The organism is Clostridium folliculivorans, from assembly GCF_024341905.1.
Taxonomy (GTDB): Bacteria; Bacillota; Clostridia; order Clostridiales; family Clostridiaceae; genus Clostridium_AR; species Clostridium_AR folliculivorans.
The window spans coordinates 13138-34349 of sequence record NZ_BQXY01000008.1 but is presented as its reverse complement, the minus strand read 5'-3'; the positions used below and the strand labels follow the sequence as shown (position 1 = coordinate 34349).

Sequence of the window (21212 nt, the reverse complement as noted above, 5' to 3'; positions counted from 1 at the left end):
ATTTGTTTTACAGAAAGGATTTTTCCGTTGATAACGGAAAAAGGTATCCTGCTATGAATACCACTTCTGTTTTATATTGCACTCTTAAGTTTTAATACTTTGTTTATTGAATTTAACTTACGTTTAGTTATTTACACCCATTTACAAGCCTTACTATATCTTCAGCTGATTCGCTCCTCAGAATTTTTTGGACCATTGTTCTGTTTTCAACTAAAGCAATGAGCCTTCGATACATCCCTTCCAGGTCTTCCTTAGGATTTTTTCCAATGTTTAACAAACAGATAAATTGAACCATATTCTTACCTGCCCATTCTATAGGCTTTTTTAATGTGCACACAGTCCAAAATGTTTTCTCTGTTTCTGGTTCGAATGGATGAGGAATGGCAACAAAATTTCCAAAGCTAGTTGCAGCGATTTCCTCCCTTTCAAATACAGAATTTACATAATCCTTAGAAACAAGTTTTTGTTTGTGTAATTCTTCACACATAAAACGGATTACGCTTTCTTTGTCATCAAAGTTTTTATGAATAAAAACTCTGGATTCATCTAGATATCTGCGTTCCTCGGAGCCCTTTACAGACCTCAGTTTCTCCTGAATACTTACAATATCTTCCCCTCCTAAAAAAGTATGAACAACTTGCACGGGAACTCCTATATCTTCTTTTAATGGAATCGTGCTTATAATAAAATCAATTGAGGATAGATCGTATTCATTTAATTGATAGTAACTAGTTGTGGCCACAATATCTATTTCATCTTTAAATTCATTTTTTAAACGATAGTACAATAATTTTGCGCTTCCGACACCTGAATTGCAAACTACAATTACTCGTTTTGTCTTTATTTGGATTGCCTTAATTCTTTCTAATGCCACACCTATATGTAATGCAATATAAGCAATTTCGTGTTCTCCTACTTCAACCCCCAAGTAGTGCTCTATACATCTGCTAGCAATAGCGGCACCTTGAAAAGCACTAGGATATTTTCTTTTAATGTCGTCTAATAATGGATTGCGAATACTCATACTATAGCGTAATCGATTCATTGCGGGTCCTATGTGCATAATCATGGCTTGAATGAATTCAGAGTCCCCATAAAAATCCCAATTAAAATTGGTTTTCAATTTTTCCAGCATACAATTAATGATGGTGCGTAAATTATCATTTTCGCTAGATTCATTTAAAACATTCTTATGAATTAATTTTGTACCTAACAAATGGACGATAATATAATTAATTTCAGCTTCCGGAAAAATTTTACCGGTAAACTCCTCAACTTCCTTAACAATTTCATTTGCTATTATACTTTCAAACGGATATTTTCCAATTACATCATGTTCGAAATTTTCAATGACAAACCCTTCATCAATCCTTTTGCATCCAATGGCAATATGAGTTGCCAAATTTTCAAGTGTAATGTCCGAAATTTCAAATTCATATTTATTTACCTTTTTTATGATGATTTCCCTAATTTTTTCAAACAGATTTTTATCCAATAGTTGTAAGGACTTACTGTCAATGTTTAAGTTTCTATTTCGACTTAAAATATAATTTGAAAGGCATATCCGCTTCATATATTCATCGCCCTCCACATGCATACCATAATGCGGTGTCGAAACTAACTTCAAATGATAACTCTCCAATATTTCGCGGACCATTTTTAAGTCATTTTGCAACTTAGGCTTAGAAACAAATAGGGATTCCTCAAGACTTTCTAATTTTACTAGGTCCTTTCCTAATAACAATCGCCTTAATATATATATAACCCGATTTTGATGTTCGTAAAGATTTGATTGAGTATCATCCACGGAGTCTTTTTCATTAAGAGTAAATTCTTTTTCAAAAGTTGCAAAATCCTTTACTTTTAATAAATAGCCTTTTCCACGAAACGATTCAATAACAATTCCTAACAAAGCACTTTGTGATTGAAGTTCTTTGATCTCAGTTCTAATGGTTCTGTCACTTACTCCAAGTTCTTTTGCCATCCATTCAGACGTAACAGGGTCTTTTGACTTCATTAAAGACAACACGATGTCTTTTTGGCGTTTCGAAACCACTTTTCGGCCCCCTTTTCTATGTTCTTTTCTTAATTGATATTTACGTCCTTATTTTTATACTGCTTGAAAGCGTTGTCAAGTAAAAAATTTGACTTTTATTGAAGTATATAGAAAAAAAGCATTTATTTCAGCATTTTAACACAGCAATTTTTATGTCTAATAGTGAATATTTTTGATATATTATTTTTTTTATCTCTTAGGAATGTTTTCTCCAATTAGTGAAATTAATATTCTTACAGATAATCATGTTAGATAAGGCAATGAGAAAGGCTACAATTCATCAAGGACTTACTATTAAAATAGTAAGTCCTTCAATACTTCCATGGCAAAAAATCACAAAGATCATACTAATTTTTATGCTATAATTAAATGGGGGAATAGTGAATATTATACAAAATATGGATATCATTTCATTGCTGACCTAGGTACTCCACATTTTGATATACTTCTAAAATCACTATTATCTATGCCTTAAAATAAAATATTGGGAGGTAATTATGAATAAAAAATTTAAAATATCATTAACTATCATTCTACTAATTATAATAGCATCAATAGGATCCTTATCTTTTTTACGATATTATGCACCATCAAAGCATAATATTGTATATTCACAAAATTTGAATAAAAAAGATTTAGATGCGGTGTTATCAGATTATATAAAAAATAATTATTTCAATTGGTCTAATGTATCAACAAGTGAAAAATATGAAGCTCATAAAATTTATGAAATTGATGAAAAATTTGGACTTAAATACGTATATATGTATACATTATTTGAATCTGATACAAACGCTGGAGGATCTAACCCATTAGTTGTTATAGTTAAAGAGGATTCGAATGGTACGTATTCCGTAGTAAATCATAAAGCACCTAAAGATGGTGATGAGAACTGGCTATCACTAAAAATAATATTTCCTCATAAGTACCTAGTTGCTATAAACTCAACTGAAACAGTAAAAGAATTGCAAAAAAAAATGGATTCTACTAAATAGGTTCTTTAAGCCCTTAGGGTTTCTCCTGTTTTTACAGTTGCTTAGCCATTAGATATTCCCATTACCCCACCTTAGGAAAACATTATTAATCTTTCAAAATAAAAAATTTGAATTAATTATTGATTTTATGAGTGCCATAAATAAGGCACTTATTTTATTATAGAACTCTATTTTAAACGATGAATGAATCATAATGATTTCAAATATTAAATAATAATTTAATACTGAGCATTGTCTATTCTGTATTTAAACGTCAAAGTTTTAGTACCTTTAACAATTTCAAAAATAGCATTAAATGTAGATTATCAAGCACTTTTAAGTATAAATCAATAGGGTTATTATTTTATGTCTATCACATACTAAAATCAAAATACTATTAAATTTTAAGCAAATGTAAATAATACTATTATTATACTAACTCCAATACATACCACTTTCGGAGGTACTTATGCTGACAAATGAAGAAAAAGCTTATATTGCTGGAATAATTGATGGCGAAGGTAGCATTATGCTAACCAAGTTTCACAGTAATGAATTTCATGCCCCATGTGTTTCTATAGCTTCTACAACCTTAGAACTTCTGCAATGGATTAAAAACAAAACAAATACCGGAGTAATTAAAAGAAAGAAAAATTATGATACTGAAAAACATAGAGATTGTTTTTCATATATATTGAAGTATAATGATGCTATAAGCTTTCTAGAAATGATAGAGCCCTATCTTGTCATTAAAAGTAAAAAGCGCCGAGCTTCAATGATTATAAATGAATACAAAAGCTTAACACCTAGAAATGGTAGATATTCTGAAGAACTTCTAGAAAAGAAACAAGAATTTTATGATAGATTTATTTCAATTAAATAGTGAAAAACCTTAGACAGAAATGTCTAAGGTTTTTATATGATGGCCACGATACATGACCGTTAAAATCCGCCCTTAAATTTTGTATATTAAAAATATCATCTTTACATTTAACCCCGAGTAATCGGAATGGGATTGAACTATTCAAAACTTGTTCTAACGTAAAACCTAAAAAAGCAATTACTGTTAAAACTTTATTTACCATAGGCATCCCTCCTCGAATACTAACCAACATAACGTGTCCCCAATTGTCGATATGGTTTTCACAAGTTTCCCTGTTCCGGAGCAGGACAACTATAATATATAATATATGTAAATATAAGTCAATCATTCTCCTATATGCATATACCGTATAAAATGCATACTTACTTTTTCTTCTATATAATGCCTCAAGAGCCCTTTGTAATCTATTGTCATAGTAATTTTGAAGTATACTCAAATTCCATCTATTAATTTTATTCTTCTTAACATGTAATACATGATATTTATATATTTTTTCACATTCTGATAACTTTAAAACAGTTTCACATAATTCTTTATTTAATATAGCTTTAGGATAAGTTCTTAAAACATCACATTTATCAGTCAAATTAAGGTTCTTCGCATTTTCTAGATTAGTTGAAATAAAAATTACATTATCATATTTTACACCTTCAAAGTCAGTATTTTTCAAATTACAATTAAAGAAGATAACATCTCTTAATATAGCATTCTTGAAGGATGTACTTTTTAAATTGCAACTTGTAAACTCTACTCCAAGTAATTTTGTATTTTTAAAATTACATTTAGTTATATTTGATGCATGGTATTTAACATTTTCAAAACTAGCATCTTTGTAAATCAAATTATGTATATTAGTTTGATAATTATATTTATCTTTAAATCCCTTATACTTCACTGGAGAATTGGATAAATTAAACCTTACTAATTTTCCATTTTTAATATTCTCCATTCTCTTTATCTTTTCTTTCATTTTTCTTCTTTTTTTACTTCTCGCCATTATATGCCTCCAAAACAAAAATGCACTATAACTCAACACGGTAATTATACCATATTTATACATTTCATTTTGTTTTTCGCATAAAAAATCCACGACATATTTGTCGTGGATTTTAATGGTGGAGATGACGGGTGTCGAACCCGTGTCCGAAAGCAGACCAGCCTGACCTTCTACGAGCGTAGTCTATATTTTAACATTCCCTCCACAAGACGCCTACAGACAGGCTTCCTGCTTTAGTAGCTTCATAAATTCCGTTCCTAGGTCAAAGCTTTCCTAGGCTCGGGGCCCCGCTATCGGCGCCAGACACTAAGCTGCGGGAAGCTTAGGCTGACGAGCTGCTACTAGGCAGCTAATGCAAAATTATCTTCTGCGTTTACATTTAGTGCATAGTTGATCACGTGGGACCATGCTTCCCCCGGCTCGCTTATCAAACCCATCTTACCCCCGTCGAAGCCAAGGCATCCCCATATTATAAGGTAATGAATTTGCAAACGCTATAATTTTAAATATTTAGTTTTCTGAATTTTAATTATAAACCTAATAAATTTCTCTGTCAAGTTCATGGTGGTGAGCTGTATTTATTAACTCCTCATCACAAATATTATATTACAGCATTAATGAATTTATATCAACAGAGTTATTGATGGCAAAATTGTTTATCACTGATTCATATGGAATTAGTAATAACAATAGTATACTACTCTCAGTTTTCCCACTGTACAGAGAAATTACTTATTCTGCTGATTTTAAAAGCATTAGTATACTTCAATTTTTAATAGTTTTGAAATTTAGGTATTTATACGGTAGATACTATATGAACAAGCTAATAGAATTAAATGATTTCTGAAGATGTAATGGCGTAAAAAACCTGTATTGTCCGAACGTAGTGAGTTATACAGGTTTAGCCATGTAATCTGAGGAAATCATATTAATTCTATGCGAAGTTCATCCAAGTATCGTAAGTATAAATACCTAAATTTCAACGCACACCACAAAATCATTTATTCATAAAATTTTTTAAATATTTAATGTTATAATTAAATCTTTATAACATTAAAAAATTATATAAATATATAGTAAACATGCGGCTTCACGAGATATTCCTCTTATTTTTGGAGTCTCCACTTTGTAACCTCTCATCATATACTAAAGTATGAATTAACAACGGAGGTATATCTATATGAAGTGGGTATTTGTAATAGCGACTGTATTTGTATTTGCGCTAGTTTTTTATTATTCCGTAAACAACGAAAAGACAAGGACGAAGAAAAAAGCATTAAGTTTATATAGGAAGAAGCGGTATGATAAAACTATTTCTTTGCTTGATGATAAGAGAGTTCTATTAGGCGAAGATTTTTACTATTCCCTCTTGATAGAGATACTAGTAGAAACTAAAGATATAGAAAAAATGCTACAGTCTTGCAAAGAAGCTTTAGATTCTAAAATTGAAAGCAGTATGCTTTATAACAACATAAGCTATGCTTATTTTGAAGCTGAGGATTTTGATAAATCTTTAGAATATGCTGATAAATGTATTGAACTTAATGATAAGTTTGCTGCGCCTTATGCAAATAAAGGCAACTGTTATTATCTCCTTGGTGACTTAGACAAGGCTTTAGAAAATTTTGATACAGCCTTAAGTATAAATAAAGAGTTACCTGCTGCACTCTATGGCAAAGGTATATGTCTATATATAAGAAAAGATTATACTGAATGCGAAAAGTACCTCTTAAAATATACTAAGATAAATAAGAGAAGTATAAACACCTTTAAGATACTTGGTGATTTATATTTTGAAAACAGAGATTTTAGTTCAGCCGCAAAAATGTATGAATCCATAATATCTGTAGACTCTACTCTCCCCTGGGCCTACTATGAACTTGGAAATATACTTTTCTACGAAGGTGATTTGTTTCGTGCTCTAACTTCACTTGATAAAGCTATACAATTAGATAAGGATTGCTATATTGCCTATTATTATAAGTGTAGAATCTTTTCACTCTTTAGACATATAGATGAAGCCTTTCAGTGTTTAGAAAAAGCTGTTGAAGGTGAGAAATACTTGAAACTGATTGCTTTCGAAGATAATTTTCTGAATAATCTAAAAATTTATTCTAGATTTAGGGATATTGTAGGCAATAGAAAAACTGATATAATATCCGAATTACAAGTAACTAGTGCAGATGATTAAAAAATCATGCTCTTTCACGAGCATGATTTTTTAATATTTTGATCTTTCCTTCATTTGTCTATCGATATCTCTTTTATGAGCTTTTTCGAGCATAGAATCTCTCTTATCATAATTTTTCTTACCCTTACAAACAGCTAAATTGACCTTTACCTTGCTTCCTTTTAAATAAAGAGCTAAAGGAACTAGGGTTAGTCCTTCCTGTTGTATAAGTCCTGTAAGTCTTGTTATTTCTTCTTTATGCAAAAGTAATCTTCTTTCTCTAAGTGGATCAACATTAAAAATATTTCCCTGTTCATAAGGGCTTACATGCATGTTCTTTATATACACTTCTCCGTTATATATATCTGCATAGCAATCTTTTAGATTAGCTTTTCCTGCCCTTATTGATTTAACTTCTGTACCTACTAGTTCTATTCCGGCTTCCATAGCTTCTTCAACAAAGTAGTCATGTCTAGCTTTTCTATTTTCAGCTAAAGTTTTATTATCATTCTTTCTAGCCATATAATCACATCCTAATGGTAATATATTGCCTCTATATTATAATATATTACCCATTTAATAACAAGTTCATAGCAATCTATTTATTTTACTTTCGCATCTTTACTGGTATTACCTTGGCTAACATACCAGTATGGTACTGCTAAGAAAAGTGATCCTCCTAGAATATTACCTAGCGTAACCCAACCTAAATTATGTAGTACAGCCCCTAAAGTTAAGGCTCCATGATCTGGAAGCATCAGTGCTGCTGAAAATAAAGCCATATTTGCTACTGAATGTTCAAATCCAGCTGTAGCAAAAGCAAATATACACCAGAAAAGCATTATTAACTTTGCTGTTTCTTCTTTCAATCTATAGCATAACCAAACCGCTAAACAGACTATGAAATTACATAATATAGCTCTTAAAAACAATTGATCTGATGGATAATGAGTCTTTGATTCTGCAACCTTTAAAAGATAAGTATCAGCAAGACCTATTGGAGCTCCACTTTTTACATATATGTATGCAGATACTATTGAACCCGCTAAGTTTCCAAGATAACATACTACCAATAACTTGATAGTATCCTTTAAACTAATAGTCTTTTCTAATAAGCCTACAGTTAAAACAAAACAATTACCAGTAAAAAGTTCTCCCCCGGCAAAATATATAAGACCTAAAGCTATTGAAAAGGTAAGGCCTACAGCCATTTTTCCATAAAGCTTTCCATCAACATTCACTATCCCTGCAGTTGAGTACGAAAGAGCTATGCCTACTATAACGAAAAACCCTGCTATAAAAGCCAATAAGAAATATTTAAAAACACTATCATTAATATAATCACTCTTAATTTCTGATGAGTGAGCAACTTCTTTTATATCATCCTTGTACATAATACACCTCGTCTTTTATTCCTAATTTAAAGATAGCTTTTTAAATAATAGTAACTATCTTTATGTAATTAAAAATATTATACTGATAATCGTTATCATTTTCAATAACTTTATTCTATTTATCTGTTTTAAGGTGTATCAGCTATATCAGAAATACCTGCCAAAAGCATTCAAGTGCTAAAACCATTGAACCCTCTAGGTTTAACTAGAATAAAATCTATATACTTTACTACTAAAAAGACATGCCATTTTTTATTATACTTTGTGAATGATTTGACCTCATAAACAGTTCCTATAAAATAAAAAAGCAGTATAAATATAAAATTCATACTGCCTTCTACCTTAAATTATATAAGCTTTTAGAATATATATCTAAAACTTGTTAACGAATGGTGTATTCCAGTTATTTAAGAAAACATAATCATTAAAATCTTTCTTAGGATTATGATTTTTTTGTTCGTCACTTTGCCCTACTGGTGTCATACCTACAAGCTTGTAATTCTTTGGTGCTCCTATGACATTTATTACTTCAGCTTCATTAGCTGCACCAACCCAACAAGTTGAATATCCTTCTGCAGTTGCAGCTAATATAAAGTGTTCCATTGCTATAGCTCCATCTACCAAATAATATTCCTTGCCGTCTATTTCTCCAGATTTGTCTGGTGAAGCTAAAAACACAGCAAGTAATGGTGCATCTTTTATACCTCTTGATACTTGACCATCGTCGTTTAATACTGAATCAGCTATGGTATCCTTTATTCGCTTGTCATCTATTAATATAATCTTGTAACTAGTTTTATTCTTCCAAGATGGTGACATCATAGCCGCTGTTATCATTCTATTGAGTTTTTCCTTATCTATTGGACCTTGTGCATTGTATTTTTTTATACTTTGTCTTTCTTCAATAACTTCGTAAAATCCCATCGCAATAACCTCCTAGACTTAGATAAAAGTTAAAGAACCACTTCACTCAAAATATTAAAAATAGATTTTTATGAAGGGTTCTTTACAATTTTATTATTATCCAATTATAAGTAGTTAATGCTAAGTAATTGCTTATATTTTAATTAGATTTTGGGTATCATGGGATTTCTCTTCACCTTCCCAATAACCTTCTTCAAATTCCTCAAAGATTTCACCATCTTCATCTTCATCATCAAGATCATTGAGCATTCCTTTTACATCTGGTACAGGAAGATCCATTTCGATTTCACTTTCTGCTGGTATTACATCAAAGTATACTTCTCTGTTATCTATATCAACTCGTGAACATCTTACTGAAATACTATCTCCTAATCTGTAAATTTTCTTTGTTCTCTCTCCAATTAACATCAGATGATCTTCGTCATATACATAATAGTCATCATCTAAGTCTGCTATACGTACTAGACCTTCTATTGTGTTTGGAAGCTCTACAAACATACCAAAGTTTGTTACAGATGATATTACACCTACAAACTCTTGACCTATTCTATATGACATATACTCAGCTTTCTTTAAGTCATCAACTTCCCTTTCTGCATCTTGAGCTAATCTTTCCATATCAGAAGATTGCTTTGAAGCAGTATCAACTATCTTCACTAATCTTTCTGATCTCTTCTCATCGATCTTTCCATGAAGATGTTCTTTTATTATTCTGTGTATTTGTAGGTCAGGATATCTTCTTATTGGTGAAGTAAAATGACAATAGTATTTTGCTGCTAATCCAAAGTGCCCTACACATTCAGGTGCATATCTAGCCTGCATCATGCTTCTAAGAAGAAGAGTACTAACTACAGTTTCTTCATTCTTACCTTTAATCATTTCAAGTACCTCTTGAAGATTTGATGGATGGATGTCTTGGCTCCATCTAACTGTATATCCTAAGTTATATATAAAGTTCTTAAATCTCTCTAACTTTTCTTGATCTGGCTCTTCATGTATTCTATATACAAATGGAGTTTTTGTCCAATACATATATTCAGCTACCGTTTCATTACATACAAGCATGAACTCTTCTATAATTCTATTTGCTATTTCTCTTTCATAAGGTCTGATTTCTATTGGCTTTCCTAATTCATCTAAAATTATTTTAGATTCCTCGAAATCGAAGTCTATAGCACCTCTTTTTGATCTTCTCTTATTTAATATTAAACATAATTCTTCCATAGCCTTGAAATCATCGTAAAGATAGTCATATCTTTTTATAAGATCTTCATTACCGTCTTTTAGTATTGCTGAAACATCCTTATAAGTCATTCTTTCTGATGTTTTTATAACACTTTCAACTATTTCATGGTCTACAACAGTACCTGACTTATCTATTGTCATAATGCAACTTAAAGCTAACCTATCTACCTTAGGATTAAGAGAGCAAATTCCATTTGATAACTTTTTAGGAAGCATCGGTATAACTCTATCTATAAGATATACAGATGTAGCTCTTTTAAGCGCTTCTTTATCTAAAGGATTTTTTTCTCTAACATAATGCGTTACATCCGCTATATGAACTCCTAATCTATAATTTCCACCAGGTAGTCTTTCTATGTTAACCGCATCATCTAAGTCTTTAGCGTCTTCACCATCGATTGTTACCATTCTTACATTACGTAAATCTCTTCTTCTCTTATATTCTTCTGCTGGTATTTCTTCCTCTATATTCTCAGCATACTCTATTACCTTATCAGGGAATTCTTCTGGGAGCCCATATTTCTTTATTATTGTTAATATATCTAAGCCCTTATCTCCCTTTTTACCTAAAACTTCAATCACAGCACCTTCTGGATTTCTTCTTTGATCAGGCCATTTCACAATTTCAACCTGTACTAAATCTCCAGTTTGTGCATTGTTTCTATCATTTTTAGGAATAAATATATCAAATTGTACTCTTTTATCTTCTGGCACAACAAAGCCGAAGTTTCTTGAGTCTTCATAAACTCCAATTATCTTTTTGTTTACTCTTTCAGTTATTTGAACAATTTCACCTTCGCACTTTTTGCCTTTATCATCTTCTTTTAATATCTTTGCTACTACCTTATCTCCATTCATTGCACCATTCATTGATGAACTTGGTATAAATACATCTTTTAACCCTTCTTCATCAGGTATAACAAATCCAAAACCTCTTTGATGTACTTGTATTTTACCTGCTACAAGTCCCATTCTTTCAGGTAGTCCAAATCTGTCATGAGCAGTCCTTACTATAAGTCCTTCTTTCTCCATAGTCTTAATTGCTCTTTTAAAAGCCTTATATTCATCTCTATTTATATCAAAAATTGTTGCCAAATCTTGAATATCCATTGGTCTATAAGCAGGTTCTTTCATGAATGTAAGAAGTGTTTGCTTTATTCCCATAGCATCAGCCTCCATATTTATATTATTTTTTATTATCTATTTTTCCCTATTCAATGTCTTTAATACTTTGAAATTAAGCTTTTGAAATCATAACTAAAACATAGTTATTAAGAAATGTTTATTGCTATCATTCTATTTATATTAATTGAGATAAGTATAAAATTAGCATATTTTATGAAAAATCTATGATTTACCTCTATTATAATTGGATATACTAATTAAAGCAAATAAAGATAAATTAACATAGTAAACATAAAAAAGAGGCTTGTAGAAAATCATATAAATTCTTTGCGAAATTCATTAAAGCATCGGAGAAATGACAATTTAACTTTAATCTTAAAATTTCATTAATTAATAATAATTTTCTATTGATATTTATTTTCATATGTATTATAATGAATTCACAAGCTACATAGGAGGAAGTCATGAAAAGATACGTTTGCATAGAATGTGGTTATATTTATGACCCAGCTATTGGCGATAGTTCTCAAGATATAGTACCAGGCACAGCTTTTGAAGATTTGCCTGAATACTGGCTTTGCCCAATTTGTGGGGAGCCCTTAGATATGTTTGAAGAACTAGATTATTAATACTTACTTCCTATTCAAAACCGACCTCACTCTTTTAATACTATTCACAACAAAGAATCACTATGGCGTTAGCCTTAGTGATTTTTTGTACGTTCACCTTTTCTTAAGAATGTGTAAAAAAAGTATATATCAATATCCTTTATTCTATAACTCAAAAAGTTAGCAAGGTAATTAATATTACTAGTTATAACTATTAATAATGCATGTAATTTCATATAAGTTAAAAAAGATGTTTGATTTTCTTCAAACATCTTTTTGTAGCTAAATAAATCTATTTAGAAAATAAATTAGAGATTATTCCCCCGTAATTCGCAATCACTGTTGCAAATACTAAAGAAACTATAGTCATGAGCTTTATTAAGATATTCATCGCAGGACCTGCAGTATCCTTAAACGGATCTCCTACTGTATCTCCTACAACCCCTGCCTTATGAGCAAAGCTTCCTTTTCCACCATGAGCCCCAGCCTCTATATACTTCTTTGCATTATCCCAAGCTCCTCCTGCATTTGCCATCATTACAGCCATAAGTACACCAGTACCTACAGCTCCAGCAATGGTCCCTGCAAGCGCTTCAGTACCAAGTAGCATTCCCATAACTATTGGTGTAGCCACAGCTATTATTCCTGGCAATACCATTTGTGTCAGTGCAGCTTGAGTTGAGATATCTACGCACTTAGTATAATCAGGTTTCTCTGTTCCCTCCATTATTCCTGGATGCTCTCTAAACTGTCTTCTTACTTCTTCTACCATATTATTTGCAGCCTTTCCTACAGCCTCCATAGCAAGCGCAGCAAATATAAATGGAATCATAGAGCCTATAAGAAGCCCTATAAGAGTGAGTGGGTTCAATAAATCTATGACTTTTAAATTTACAGCTTGAGCATAGGACGCAAACAATGCTAATGCGGTCAAAGCGGCAGATCCTATAGCAAATCCTTTACCTATAGCCGCTGTAGTATTCCCTACAGAATCTAATTTATCTGTGATATTACGTACCTCTTCAGGCAAGTTAGCCATTTCAGCTATACCACCAGCATTATCAGCAATAGGTCCATAAGCATCTACTGCCACCGTTGTAGCTGTGGTTGACAACATACCTACTGCAGAAAGAGCTATACCATAAAGACCTAGCATTGAATCATCTCTTCCACCTATTATAAAGTAAGCTACTAAAATACCTAAGGATATTAGTATTATAGGAGCTACTGTTGACCTCATTCCTACTGAAAGCCCTGCTATTATATTAGTTGCGGGCCCTGTTTCTGATTGATCTGCTATACCCTGAACATACTTGTAATCAGACGAAGTATATATTTCAGTTATTTTGCCTATAGCAAGCCCTACTAATATACCAACTATTACAGCTCCAAAGGGTTTTAAGCTACCAAACATTGTATTACTAAATATAGCAGAACCTATTATCATAATAACTCCAGCAGTATACGTACCAGTATTTAATATTTTTTGAGGATTATCTCCCTTTAAATTCTTGACTACTATTGAACCTATAATTGAAGCTATTATACCAACACAGGATATTGCTATAGGGAATAGTATGCCTTCCTTCCCTGAAGTTAGTCTAATAACAGCTCCTAAAGTGATTGCTGAGATAATTGAACCTACATAACTTTCAAATAAGTCAGCCCCCATTCCAGCTACGTCACCCACGTTGTCTCCTACATTATCTGCTATAACTGCAGGATTTCTAGGATCATCTTCTGGTATACCAGCTTCAACCTTTCCAACTAAATCTGCACCTACATCTGCAGCTTTTGTATAAATACCTCCTCCAACTCTTGCAAAGAGTGCTATAGATGAAGCACCAAATCCAAAACCTGTGATATATTCTACTTTTAAATCAAATATTATGGATAGTAGTCCTAAACCTAGTATTCCTAAACCTACAACGCACATTCCCATAACAGATCCACCTGAAAATGCTATAGTTAAAGCTTCTTTTATTCCTTTCGTAGCAGCTTCAGTAGTTCTTACATTTGCTTTTACTGCTACCTTCATTCCAAAAAAACCTGCTCCTATAGAGAATATGGCCCCAATAACAAAACAAATTGCAGTTTGTATATGAACAAATATTCCGAGACAGATAGCAACAACTAATATAAATACAGCTAAGTATTTATATTCTCTTCTTAAAAAAGCCATCGCCCCTTCTTCAATGTATCCAGCTATTTCTTTCATTCTTTCGTTTTTTACCTCTTTCTTAACTATACTACTGCGTAGCATAAAAGCAAAGGCTAAAGCGAGTAGACCTGTAAGGACAGAAACTATTAGATAATTCATACAAATTCCTCCATTTAAGTCTATCAAATACATTATAACATATATAAAACTGATTTCCTATGTATTTAAGGCCAAATTTCTGAATATTCAGTCATCTAATTAAATTATTTGTTTTTTGCTTCAAATATATTTAATACTCTAGATAAATTTATAGAATTATTCTTATATTTAGGATTTTTTTAATACTATTATTGAAACGAAGTGTTTATACAGGAGATCCTCTAACAGCAAGCTTTTAAAATTAAATAACTTTTTCAGATACAGTGATGCGAAAAAACTATATAGTCTTAGTGAAAATTGTTAAAATATAAAGGCTGACCAAATCTGGCCAGCCTTTATATCAAACTTATTATATAAAGTTTAGAGCAACTGTATTTAGAGCAAATAATATTGATGCAATTATAGTCACATTTCTAAGTGCAGCTTCTTTTGTTCTTCCTTTATTTTTAGAGTAAAAAGTTTCGCTTTTACCTTGGATTAATCCGCTTAGTGCATCAGCTTTGCTTGGTTGTAGTAATACTGATACTATTATGATTATTCCGATAATAACTTCTAATGCTGTTAAAACGTTATGCATTATAGTCACCTCCTGCATTCATTAGCTTTTCATCTTTTTGCATAATTTAACTATACTTTCAACCTTAGGTTAACTTATATAATATAATTATAAATTAAAATATTGCGGCTGTATAGATTATAAAACTATACACATATGACTTTATAATAGCATACCATAATATTATTTACAATAATTAGTTACAAAGCAAATTAAAAAGGTGGATGAAGCCACTTTTTTTTGCGTATCTGCCTTTCCGAATGTATAATAAAAAATTTATAGGTGAATAAATTTTATCTTTTACTGCATAACCATAAAAACTTCTAAAGCTATTTAAATCTCTAGATTTAGCTAACTTGAAGACTTTATACTTTTCTTTACAGTAAAAAAGCAGTTACCTATAAGATAACTGCTTTTTTATGATTAAGTGAAATTATTTCTTTATATTAAAGAATGCGCCTAATCCTCTATATTCTCCAATTTCATCTAATTCTTCTTCAATTCTAAGTAATTGATTATACTTCGCAACTCTTTCTGATCTAGCTGGAGCTCCAGTTTTAATTTGACCTGCATTAACAGCTACAACAAGATCTGCTATAGTTGTATCTTCAGTTTCACCTGATCTATGAGAAATTACAGCAGTATAACCTGCTCTGTTAGCCATTTCAATAGCATTTAAAGTTTCAGTTAAAGTACCGATTTGGTTAAGCTTAATTAAGATTGAGTTCGCAACCTTCTTCTGAATTCCAGTTGATAATCTTTCAGTGTTAGTTACAAATAAATCATCACCAACTAATTGAATCTTTCCACCTAACTTATCAGTCAGTATCTTCCATCCTTCCCAATCTTCTTCAGCCATACCATCTTCAATTGAGATTATTGGATATTTTTCAACCCAAGCAGCTAAGAAATCAGCCATTTCTGCTGCAGTTAAAGTCTTTCCTTCATGTTCTAAAACATACTTACCATCCTTGTAGTATTCTGATGAAGCACAGTCTATAGCTATGAAGATTTCTTCACCTGGTTTGTAGCCAGCTTTATTTATAGCTTCTATAATAACTTGTAAAGCTTCTTCATTTGATTTAAGGTTTGGAGCAAATCCACCTTCATCACCTACACCAGTAGCATATCCTTTGTCATTTAATATCTTCTTTAATGTATGATAAACTTCTGCACTCATTCTTAATGCATCGCTAAAACTTTCAGCACCAGCTGGCATTATCATGAATTCTTGTAAATCTACTGAGTTATCAGCATGCTTTCCACCATTGATTATGTTCATCATAGGCACTGGTAAAACTTTAGCATTAACTCCACCTATATATTGGTATAATGGAAGTCCTAAGTACTTAGCTGCAGCCTCTGCAACTGCTAAAGAAACACCTAGTATAGCATTAGCTCCTAATTTACCTTTGTTATCAGTTCCATCTAATACTATTAAACTTTCATCTATTAATGTTTGATCAAAAACATTCATTCCAATAAGCTCTGTTGCTATTGTTTCATTTACATTTTGAACAGCTTTTAAAACACCTTTGCCTTGATATTTAGTTTTATCATCATCTCTTAACTCAACAGCTTCATAAATACCAGTTGAAGCACCTGATGGAACAGCTGCTCTTCCTATTGTACCATCCTCAAGAACTACTTCTACCTCTATAGTTGGGAAGCATCTTGAATCTAAAATTTGTCTTGCAAGCACATCTACGATTTCAACATATTGTTTCATTATTATTTCCTCCTTTATTATCATAGGTAAATAAGTACCTATAGTATTATCTCTAAAAAGTATTTAACTATTACAAGTTTGTGCATTAATAATATTTTTATTCTTTATTTTAGTAAATTATTATTGCATTTCCTCATTTGGTTAAATTTATTATAAGCCTTATTATTAACTTTTTCAATCATTTGATAATAATTTTCATTACAATTCACATTGAAATGGCAATTTTCTAATAATTTAACTTAATTTCTATTGAGTTTTCTCTAATTTACTGTAATGTTTATTATATTTCTATAACAAATTTTATATATTTAATATATTTAATATATTTAATATTTTAAAAGAATTCTAAACTTATCCAATTTATCTTCCTTTACTCCGACCTTTATATCTTTATCTTTTACTGTAACTTCTATTCTTTTTTATGTTTTTAAAATAGCATCTTTTGCTTTTCTATTTTAAGATCATTGAAGTAGTCTATCTGCTCAGAGGAATAGATATTCCTATTCTATTGAATAATGTACTTTTGAAGCTACATTAACTCTTGATGATAATTTAGCTAATAACTTTTTATTTTATTTAGAGCTAGTCATCCACATATATATACAAAAAATAAAAGCCTCCTAGAAATAAATCCAGGAGGCAACTCTATGGGGGACATAGAGATTTAGCACCACTATTAAAATGTATGCTTGAAAATACCGTTAAGCTGGCATTTTCAAACAAACATTAAGTAAATTACTATTTAATTTTGATCATTAATATGTATGGATAAATCACTTTATATATATTTAACATATTATTCTTAGACATATGAAGTTCCATCTCAAACAATTAACTTATGTGTGAAAGCCTAAAAGTTTCGCTTTTCAAACAAGCCTAATTTTTTGTAAAGGAACCCTTCATCAGTACCCAACTGAATTTCTAATATCTATCCTATAAAGTGATTTATCTTTATAACATATTTCTCATAAAATATCTTTATATTATAGTTGAAAGCTTAACATATTCATATTATTACCCATTATGAGAAAATTATACTTGCAATATTAATCTTTGTTGCTGAGCTCTAAATACCACAGATAAGATATAATTCACTACGAAATACATAACCGCAATTGTACCAAATATAAGGAACACTTGTGTTGTACTTGCGTACATTCCCATGAGAATCATTCCTTTTCCTGTAACCTCTTCTATTCCAACACCCCATAAAAATGATGTGTCCTTTATTACAGTAATATACTGAGATACTAGAGCAGGAATCATATTCTTAAAGGCTTGTGGTATTATAATATATCTAAGAGTCTGGATATTAGTAAATCCTTGAGAATGCGCTGCTTCCCATTGACCTTTCTTAATGGAATTAAGCCCACCTCTTACAATCTCACCTATTATAGAGGATGTAAATATAGTCAATGCTAATATTCCTGCATTTACAGGTTTCATATTTGCAATAAACCTGGTAACTAAAATCCATAAAAGCGCTGGAGTATTTCTAACAATCTCTATATATAAAGCTGCTAATTTTCCAGGTATCCCTTTGGAAGTACTTCTAAGTATTCCAAGTATTGTACCAAATATCATACTTAGAATTATAGTTACGAGAGCAATATACAGAGTAAGCCCAAACCCCTGAAGTATGAACTTTATATTGGCAAAAGAAAACAATTCATTCATCATGCAGTTGCCTCCTCTTTGTAATCTAACGGAGCTTCTTCAACATCATTTCTACGAAGCATTTTACTTTCTCTATTCTCCAAACTTCTAGCAAGGCTAGTTAATGGGAAACATAATGCTAAATATAGTAAACCTGTAATAACATATGCTGGTCCATAGTATAGGTTAGCACTAGACCATGAATCTGTCTGATACATTAAATCTCCACCTGCGATTATTGAAAGTATAGATGTATTTTTTATAAGATTAACAGCTTGGTTTGTCATAGGTGGAAGCATTACATTTTTAGCTTGAGGAAGTATTATATATATCATAGCTTCCCAGTAAGAGAACCCTTGAGAGTAAGCCGCTTCAAGTTGTCCTTTATTTATTGACTCTATTCCGGCTCTTACAACCTCTGCAATATATGCCCCATGATACATACCAATTCCCAACACACCTATTACGAAAACTGACAAAACTAAACCTAAGTGTGGAAGGCCATTGTATAAAAAGAATACCTGTATAAGTAATGGAGTATTTTGTATAAACTCTACGTATATCCTACTTATTATCTCTAGTACTTTTATCTTAGAGCTTGAGAATATTCCAAACAACACTCCCACAGCCAAAGCTAGCAACAATGCTAAAATAGACACTTTAAGAGTCATGGCGAAACCATCAAAAAATACTCTCCAATCAGTGAATACTGCTTGCCATTTAAACCAAGCGAAAGGACCATTCATTATTTAAGCCCCCACTTGTCGATTAACTTTTGTAAATCTCCTGACGATTTCATTTCTGTGATGGTTTCATTAATAACTTTAGCAAGCTCAGTATTATCCTTTTTTGAAGCTATACCATAGTTTTGAGGGCTAAATTTATCTGATAATATCTTAGTATTATCATCTAAGTATCCAAGTAATATAGCACCATCTACTGAGAAACAATCAACTCTTCCAGAAGATAAAGCTGTTTTTATTTCTGGATAGCTTGCAAATTCTGAGAAAGTTACCTTAATACCTTGCTTATCAGCTTCTTCTTGTAATGCTTTCTTTGTCGTAGAACTTTGAGCAACACCTATCTTCTTACCATTTAAATCCTTGAAGCTGCTTATTCCTGCATCTTTTTTAACTAACAAACCTACTCCATCTGTAAAATATGGATCAGAAAAGTTATAACTCTTCTTTCTTTCATCAGTTATTGTAAATGTGGCAGCTACCATATCTATTTCTCCACTATCTAAAAGTGGCCCTCTAGTTTTAGCCGTTACAGCTTGAAAATCAACCTTATTTTCATCACCTAGTATTTTCTTTGCTACAGCTTTTGCTATATCAATTTCAAATCCTTCTATCTTTCCAGTACTAGGATCTTTATAACCGTACTTTGGAACATCTACTTTTACCCCAACCTTTAGAGTTCCTCTGTCTATAATCTTTTGTATATCCGCAGGTTTACCGCTAGTACCACTGTTTGAAGAAGTCTTACTTGGAGCCGATGAGCATCCAGCTAAAGTAAGTGTAAGTGCAAGGACTAGAATTGAAGTTATCTTTTTCATTTTTTTACCCCCTAATTATCTTAAAATTTTACTTAAGAAAGCTTTTGTTCTATCATGTGTTGGATTTTTGAAGAAATGCTCCGGCGTCCCTTGTTCGATTATCTCTCCTCCATCCATAAATATAACCCTATCTGCAACTTGTCTTGCGAAGCCCATCTCATGTGTAACAACTACCATTGTTATCTTTTCATGGGATAAGTTAACCATAACATCTAGAACTTCTTGTATCATTTCTGGATCTAGAGCTGATGTTGGTTCATCAAAAAGTATTATCTTAGGATGCATATTAAGAGCCCTTGCTATTGCTACTCTTTGCTGTTGCCCTCCAGATAACTGTGATGGATATGCATTTGCTTTATGTTTTAGCCCAACCTTTTCTAAATATTCAAGTCCAGTTTTCTCTGCCTGTTCTTTAGATACCTTCTGTATCTTAATTGGTGCAAGTGTCAAGTTTTCAAGCACAGTCTTGTGAGGATATAAGTTAAAGCCTTGAAATACCATGGCCGCTGATTGCCTAACTTTTGTTATAGGTGCTCTAGGTTCGGTAAGGTCAACCCCGTCTACTATAACCTTTCCTGAAGTCGGTACTTCTAAAAAGTTAATACACCTTATTAAAGTACTTTTTCCAGAACCACTTGGTCCAATAACTACTAGCTTTTCACCTTCATTTACTGTTAAATCTATATCCTTTAATACATGTAGCTTTCCAAAATGCTTGTTTACTCTTTCAAGTTTAATCATAATAGTCCCCCTTTTAGTTAATTCCCCAAATTTAAAAACGTCATTAAGTTCACTGTATTTTTATCGTTATATCAAAAATATCATTATTTTTTTAATAATAATTCGTATAAAAACTAAATATTTTACCTATTTATATATTATCAAGTTAAAGTTATCTAGTCAATAAATATTCAAAACTTTGCATAATCATAGATTCATTCCTGCATTTTTTTATCATTGTTCTATATTTACCTCCACGCAAAACCTTTACATTACGAAAATAGCATTATACCTTTC

Annotated in this window: 17 protein-coding genes and 1 other RNA gene; 4 read left to right on the top strand and 14 right to left on the bottom strand. The window is 31.5% G+C overall.

The annotated features are described in order from the left end of the window. Positions 1-127: 127 nt before the first annotated feature. Entirely contained in the window at positions 128-2056 is a 1929-nt protein-coding gene (locus OCU55_RS18895; RefSeq protein ID WP_261853848.1) for a BglG family transcription antiterminator, read from the bottom strand. A gap of 497 nt (positions 2057-2553) precedes the next feature. On the opposite strand from OCU55_RS18895, the gene OCU55_RS18890 reads away from it, so the two are divergent. After that, entirely contained in the window at positions 2554-3051 is a 498-nt protein-coding gene (locus OCU55_RS18890; protein ID WP_261853847.1) for a hypothetical protein, read from the top strand. Between the two features lie 451 nt (positions 3052-3502). After that, positions 3503-3913 (top strand): hypothetical protein, encoded by a 411-nt coding sequence (locus OCU55_RS18885; RefSeq protein ID WP_261853931.1) that lies wholly within the window; start codon positions 3503-3505, stop codon positions 3911-3913. Here OCU55_RS18885 and OCU55_RS18880 read toward each other — a convergent pair. Beyond that, positions 3906-4910 (bottom strand): pentapeptide repeat-containing protein, encoded by a 1005-nt coding sequence (locus tag OCU55_RS18880; protein WP_261853846.1) that lies wholly within the window; start codon positions 4908-4910, stop codon positions 3906-3908. The two genes, OCU55_RS18885 and OCU55_RS18880, sit on opposite strands and share 8 nt — an antisense overlap. Before the next feature lie 116 nt (positions 4911-5026). After that, positions 5027-5376, bottom strand: a transfer-messenger RNA (tmRNA) gene (gene ssrA / locus OCU55_RS18875). A 714-nt stretch (positions 5377-6090) separates the two neighbouring features. Here ssrA and OCU55_RS18870 point away from each other — a divergent pair. Further along, positions 6091-7101 carry a tetratricopeptide repeat protein gene (locus OCU55_RS18870; protein ID WP_261853845.1) on the top strand — a complete coding sequence of 337 codons (1011 nt, stop codon included), beginning with the start codon at positions 6091-6093 and terminating at the stop codon, positions 7099-7101. 30 nt (positions 7102-7131) lie between these two features. Here the strand turns inward: OCU55_RS18870 and smpB are convergent, their stop codons facing one another. The 4 genes from smpB to rnr all read right to left on the bottom strand — a co-directional run bounded on the left by smpB (position 7132) and on the right by rnr (position 11807). Then, positions 7132-7602, bottom strand: coding sequence for an SsrA-binding protein SmpB (smpB, locus tag OCU55_RS18865; protein ID WP_261853844.1), 471 nt, complete (start codon positions 7600-7602; stop codon positions 7132-7134). 80 nt (positions 7603-7682) lie between these two features. Next, a complete protein-coding gene (locus tag OCU55_RS18860; RefSeq protein WP_261853843.1) occupies positions 7683-8474 on the bottom strand; it encodes a formate/nitrite transporter family protein in 792 nt (263 codons plus the stop codon). Positions 8475-8846: 372 nt separating this feature from the next. Continuing rightward, positions 8847-9398, bottom strand: a complete 552-nt coding sequence (locus OCU55_RS18855; RefSeq protein WP_261853842.1) for a nitroreductase family protein — start codon at positions 9396-9398, stop codon at positions 8847-8849. Positions 9399-9530: 132 nt separating this feature from the next. After that, positions 9531-11807, bottom strand: a complete 2277-nt coding sequence (gene rnr / locus OCU55_RS18850; RefSeq protein WP_261853841.1) for a ribonuclease R — start codon at positions 11805-11807, stop codon at positions 9531-9533. Between the two features lie 425 nt (positions 11808-12232). On the opposite strand from rnr, the gene OCU55_RS18845 reads away from it, so the two are divergent. Then, positions 12233-12397, top strand: coding sequence for a rubredoxin (locus OCU55_RS18845; protein ID WP_261853840.1), 165 nt, complete (start codon positions 12233-12235; stop codon positions 12395-12397). Between the two features lie 271 nt (positions 12398-12668). Here the strand turns inward: OCU55_RS18845 and OCU55_RS18840 are convergent, their stop codons facing one another. The 7 genes from OCU55_RS18840 to OCU55_RS18810 all read right to left on the bottom strand — a co-directional run bounded on the left by OCU55_RS18840 (position 12669) and on the right by OCU55_RS18810 (position 20936). Then, the gene (locus tag OCU55_RS18840) at positions 12669-14696 is read right to left on the bottom strand and encodes a sodium-translocating pyrophosphatase (RefSeq protein ID WP_261853839.1); all 2028 of its coding nucleotides are present in this window, start codon (positions 14694-14696) and stop codon (positions 12669-12671) included. 349 nt (positions 14697-15045) lie between these two features. Continuing rightward, the gene (gene secG / locus OCU55_RS18835) at positions 15046-15273 is read right to left on the bottom strand and encodes a preprotein translocase subunit SecG (RefSeq protein ID WP_183275958.1); all 228 of its coding nucleotides are present in this window, start codon (positions 15271-15273) and stop codon (positions 15046-15048) included. Positions 15274-15685: 412 nt separating this feature from the next. Beyond that, entirely contained in the window at positions 15686-16981 is a 1296-nt protein-coding gene (eno, locus tag OCU55_RS18830; RefSeq protein WP_261853838.1) for a phosphopyruvate hydratase, read from the bottom strand. 1032 nt (positions 16982-18013) lie between these two features. Then, the gene (locus OCU55_RS18825; protein WP_206870758.1) at positions 18014-18658 is read right to left on the bottom strand and encodes an amino acid ABC transporter permease; all 645 of its coding nucleotides are present in this window, start codon (positions 18656-18658) and stop codon (positions 18014-18016) included. Beyond that, positions 18658-19383, bottom strand: coding sequence for an amino acid ABC transporter permease (locus OCU55_RS18820; RefSeq protein WP_261853837.1), 726 nt, complete (start codon positions 19381-19383; stop codon positions 18658-18660). Before OCU55_RS18820 ends, OCU55_RS18825 begins: the two co-directional genes overlap by 1 nt. After that, on the bottom strand, positions 19383-20195 hold the full coding sequence (locus OCU55_RS18815; RefSeq protein ID WP_261853836.1) for a transporter substrate-binding domain-containing protein: 813 nt from the start codon (positions 20193-20195) through the stop codon (positions 19383-19385). Before OCU55_RS18815 ends, OCU55_RS18820 begins: the two co-directional genes overlap by 1 nt. A gap of 15 nt (positions 20196-20210) precedes the next feature. Then, positions 20211-20936 (bottom strand): amino acid ABC transporter ATP-binding protein, encoded by a 726-nt coding sequence (locus OCU55_RS18810; protein ID WP_261853835.1) that lies wholly within the window; start codon positions 20934-20936, stop codon positions 20211-20213. Positions 20937-21212: the final 276 nt, after the last annotated feature.

Bases quoted from the DNA above. Each gene is read 5' to 3' on its own strand.
- OCU55_RS18860 (WP_261853843.1), bottom strand. From the start codon at position 8,474: ATGTACAAGGATGATATAAAAGAAGTTGCTCACTCATCAGAAATTAAG.
- OCU55_RS18845 (WP_261853840.1), top strand. From the start codon at position 12,233: ATGAAAAGATACGTTTGCATAGAATGTGGTTATATTTATGACCCAGCT.
- OCU55_RS18825 (WP_206870758.1), bottom strand. From the start codon at position 18,658: ATGAATGAATTGTTTTCTTTTGCCAATATAAAGTTCATACTTCAGGGG.
- OCU55_RS18820 (WP_261853837.1), bottom strand. From the start codon at position 19,383: ATGAATGGTCCTTTCGCTTGGTTTAAATGGCAAGCAGTATTCACTGAT.
- rnr (WP_261853841.1), bottom strand. From the start codon at position 11,807: ATGGGAATAAAGCAAACACTTCTTACATTCATGAAAGAACCTGCTTAT.
- OCU55_RS18810 (WP_261853835.1), bottom strand. From the start codon at position 20,936: ATGATTAAACTTGAAAGAGTAAACAAGCATTTTGGAAAGCTACATGTA.
- OCU55_RS18855 (WP_261853842.1), bottom strand. From the start codon at position 9,398: ATGGGATTTTACGAAGTTATTGAAGAAAGACAAAGTATAAAAAAATAC.
- secG (WP_183275958.1), bottom strand. From the start codon at position 15,273: ATGCATAACGTTTTAACAGCATTAGAAGTTATTATCGGAATAATCATA.
- OCU55_RS18815 (WP_261853836.1), bottom strand. From the start codon at position 20,195: ATGAAAAAGATAACTTCAATTCTAGTCCTTGCACTTACACTTACTTTA.
- eno (WP_261853838.1), bottom strand. From the start codon at position 16,981: ATGAAACAATATGTTGAAATCGTAGATGTGCTTGCAAGACAAATTTTA.
- OCU55_RS18890 (WP_261853847.1), top strand. From the start codon at position 2,554: ATGAATAAAAAATTTAAAATATCATTAACTATCATTCTACTAATTATA.
- OCU55_RS18880 (WP_261853846.1), bottom strand. From the start codon at position 4,910: ATGGCGAGAAGTAAAAAAAGAAGAAAAATGAAAGAAAAGATAAAGAGA.
- OCU55_RS18870 (WP_261853845.1), top strand. From the start codon at position 6,091: ATGAAGTGGGTATTTGTAATAGCGACTGTATTTGTATTTGCGCTAGTT.
- OCU55_RS18840 (WP_261853839.1), bottom strand. From the start codon at position 14,696: ATGAATTATCTAATAGTTTCTGTCCTTACAGGTCTACTCGCTTTAGCC.
- smpB (WP_261853844.1), bottom strand. From the start codon at position 7,602: ATGGCTAGAAAGAATGATAATAAAACTTTAGCTGAAAATAGAAAAGCT.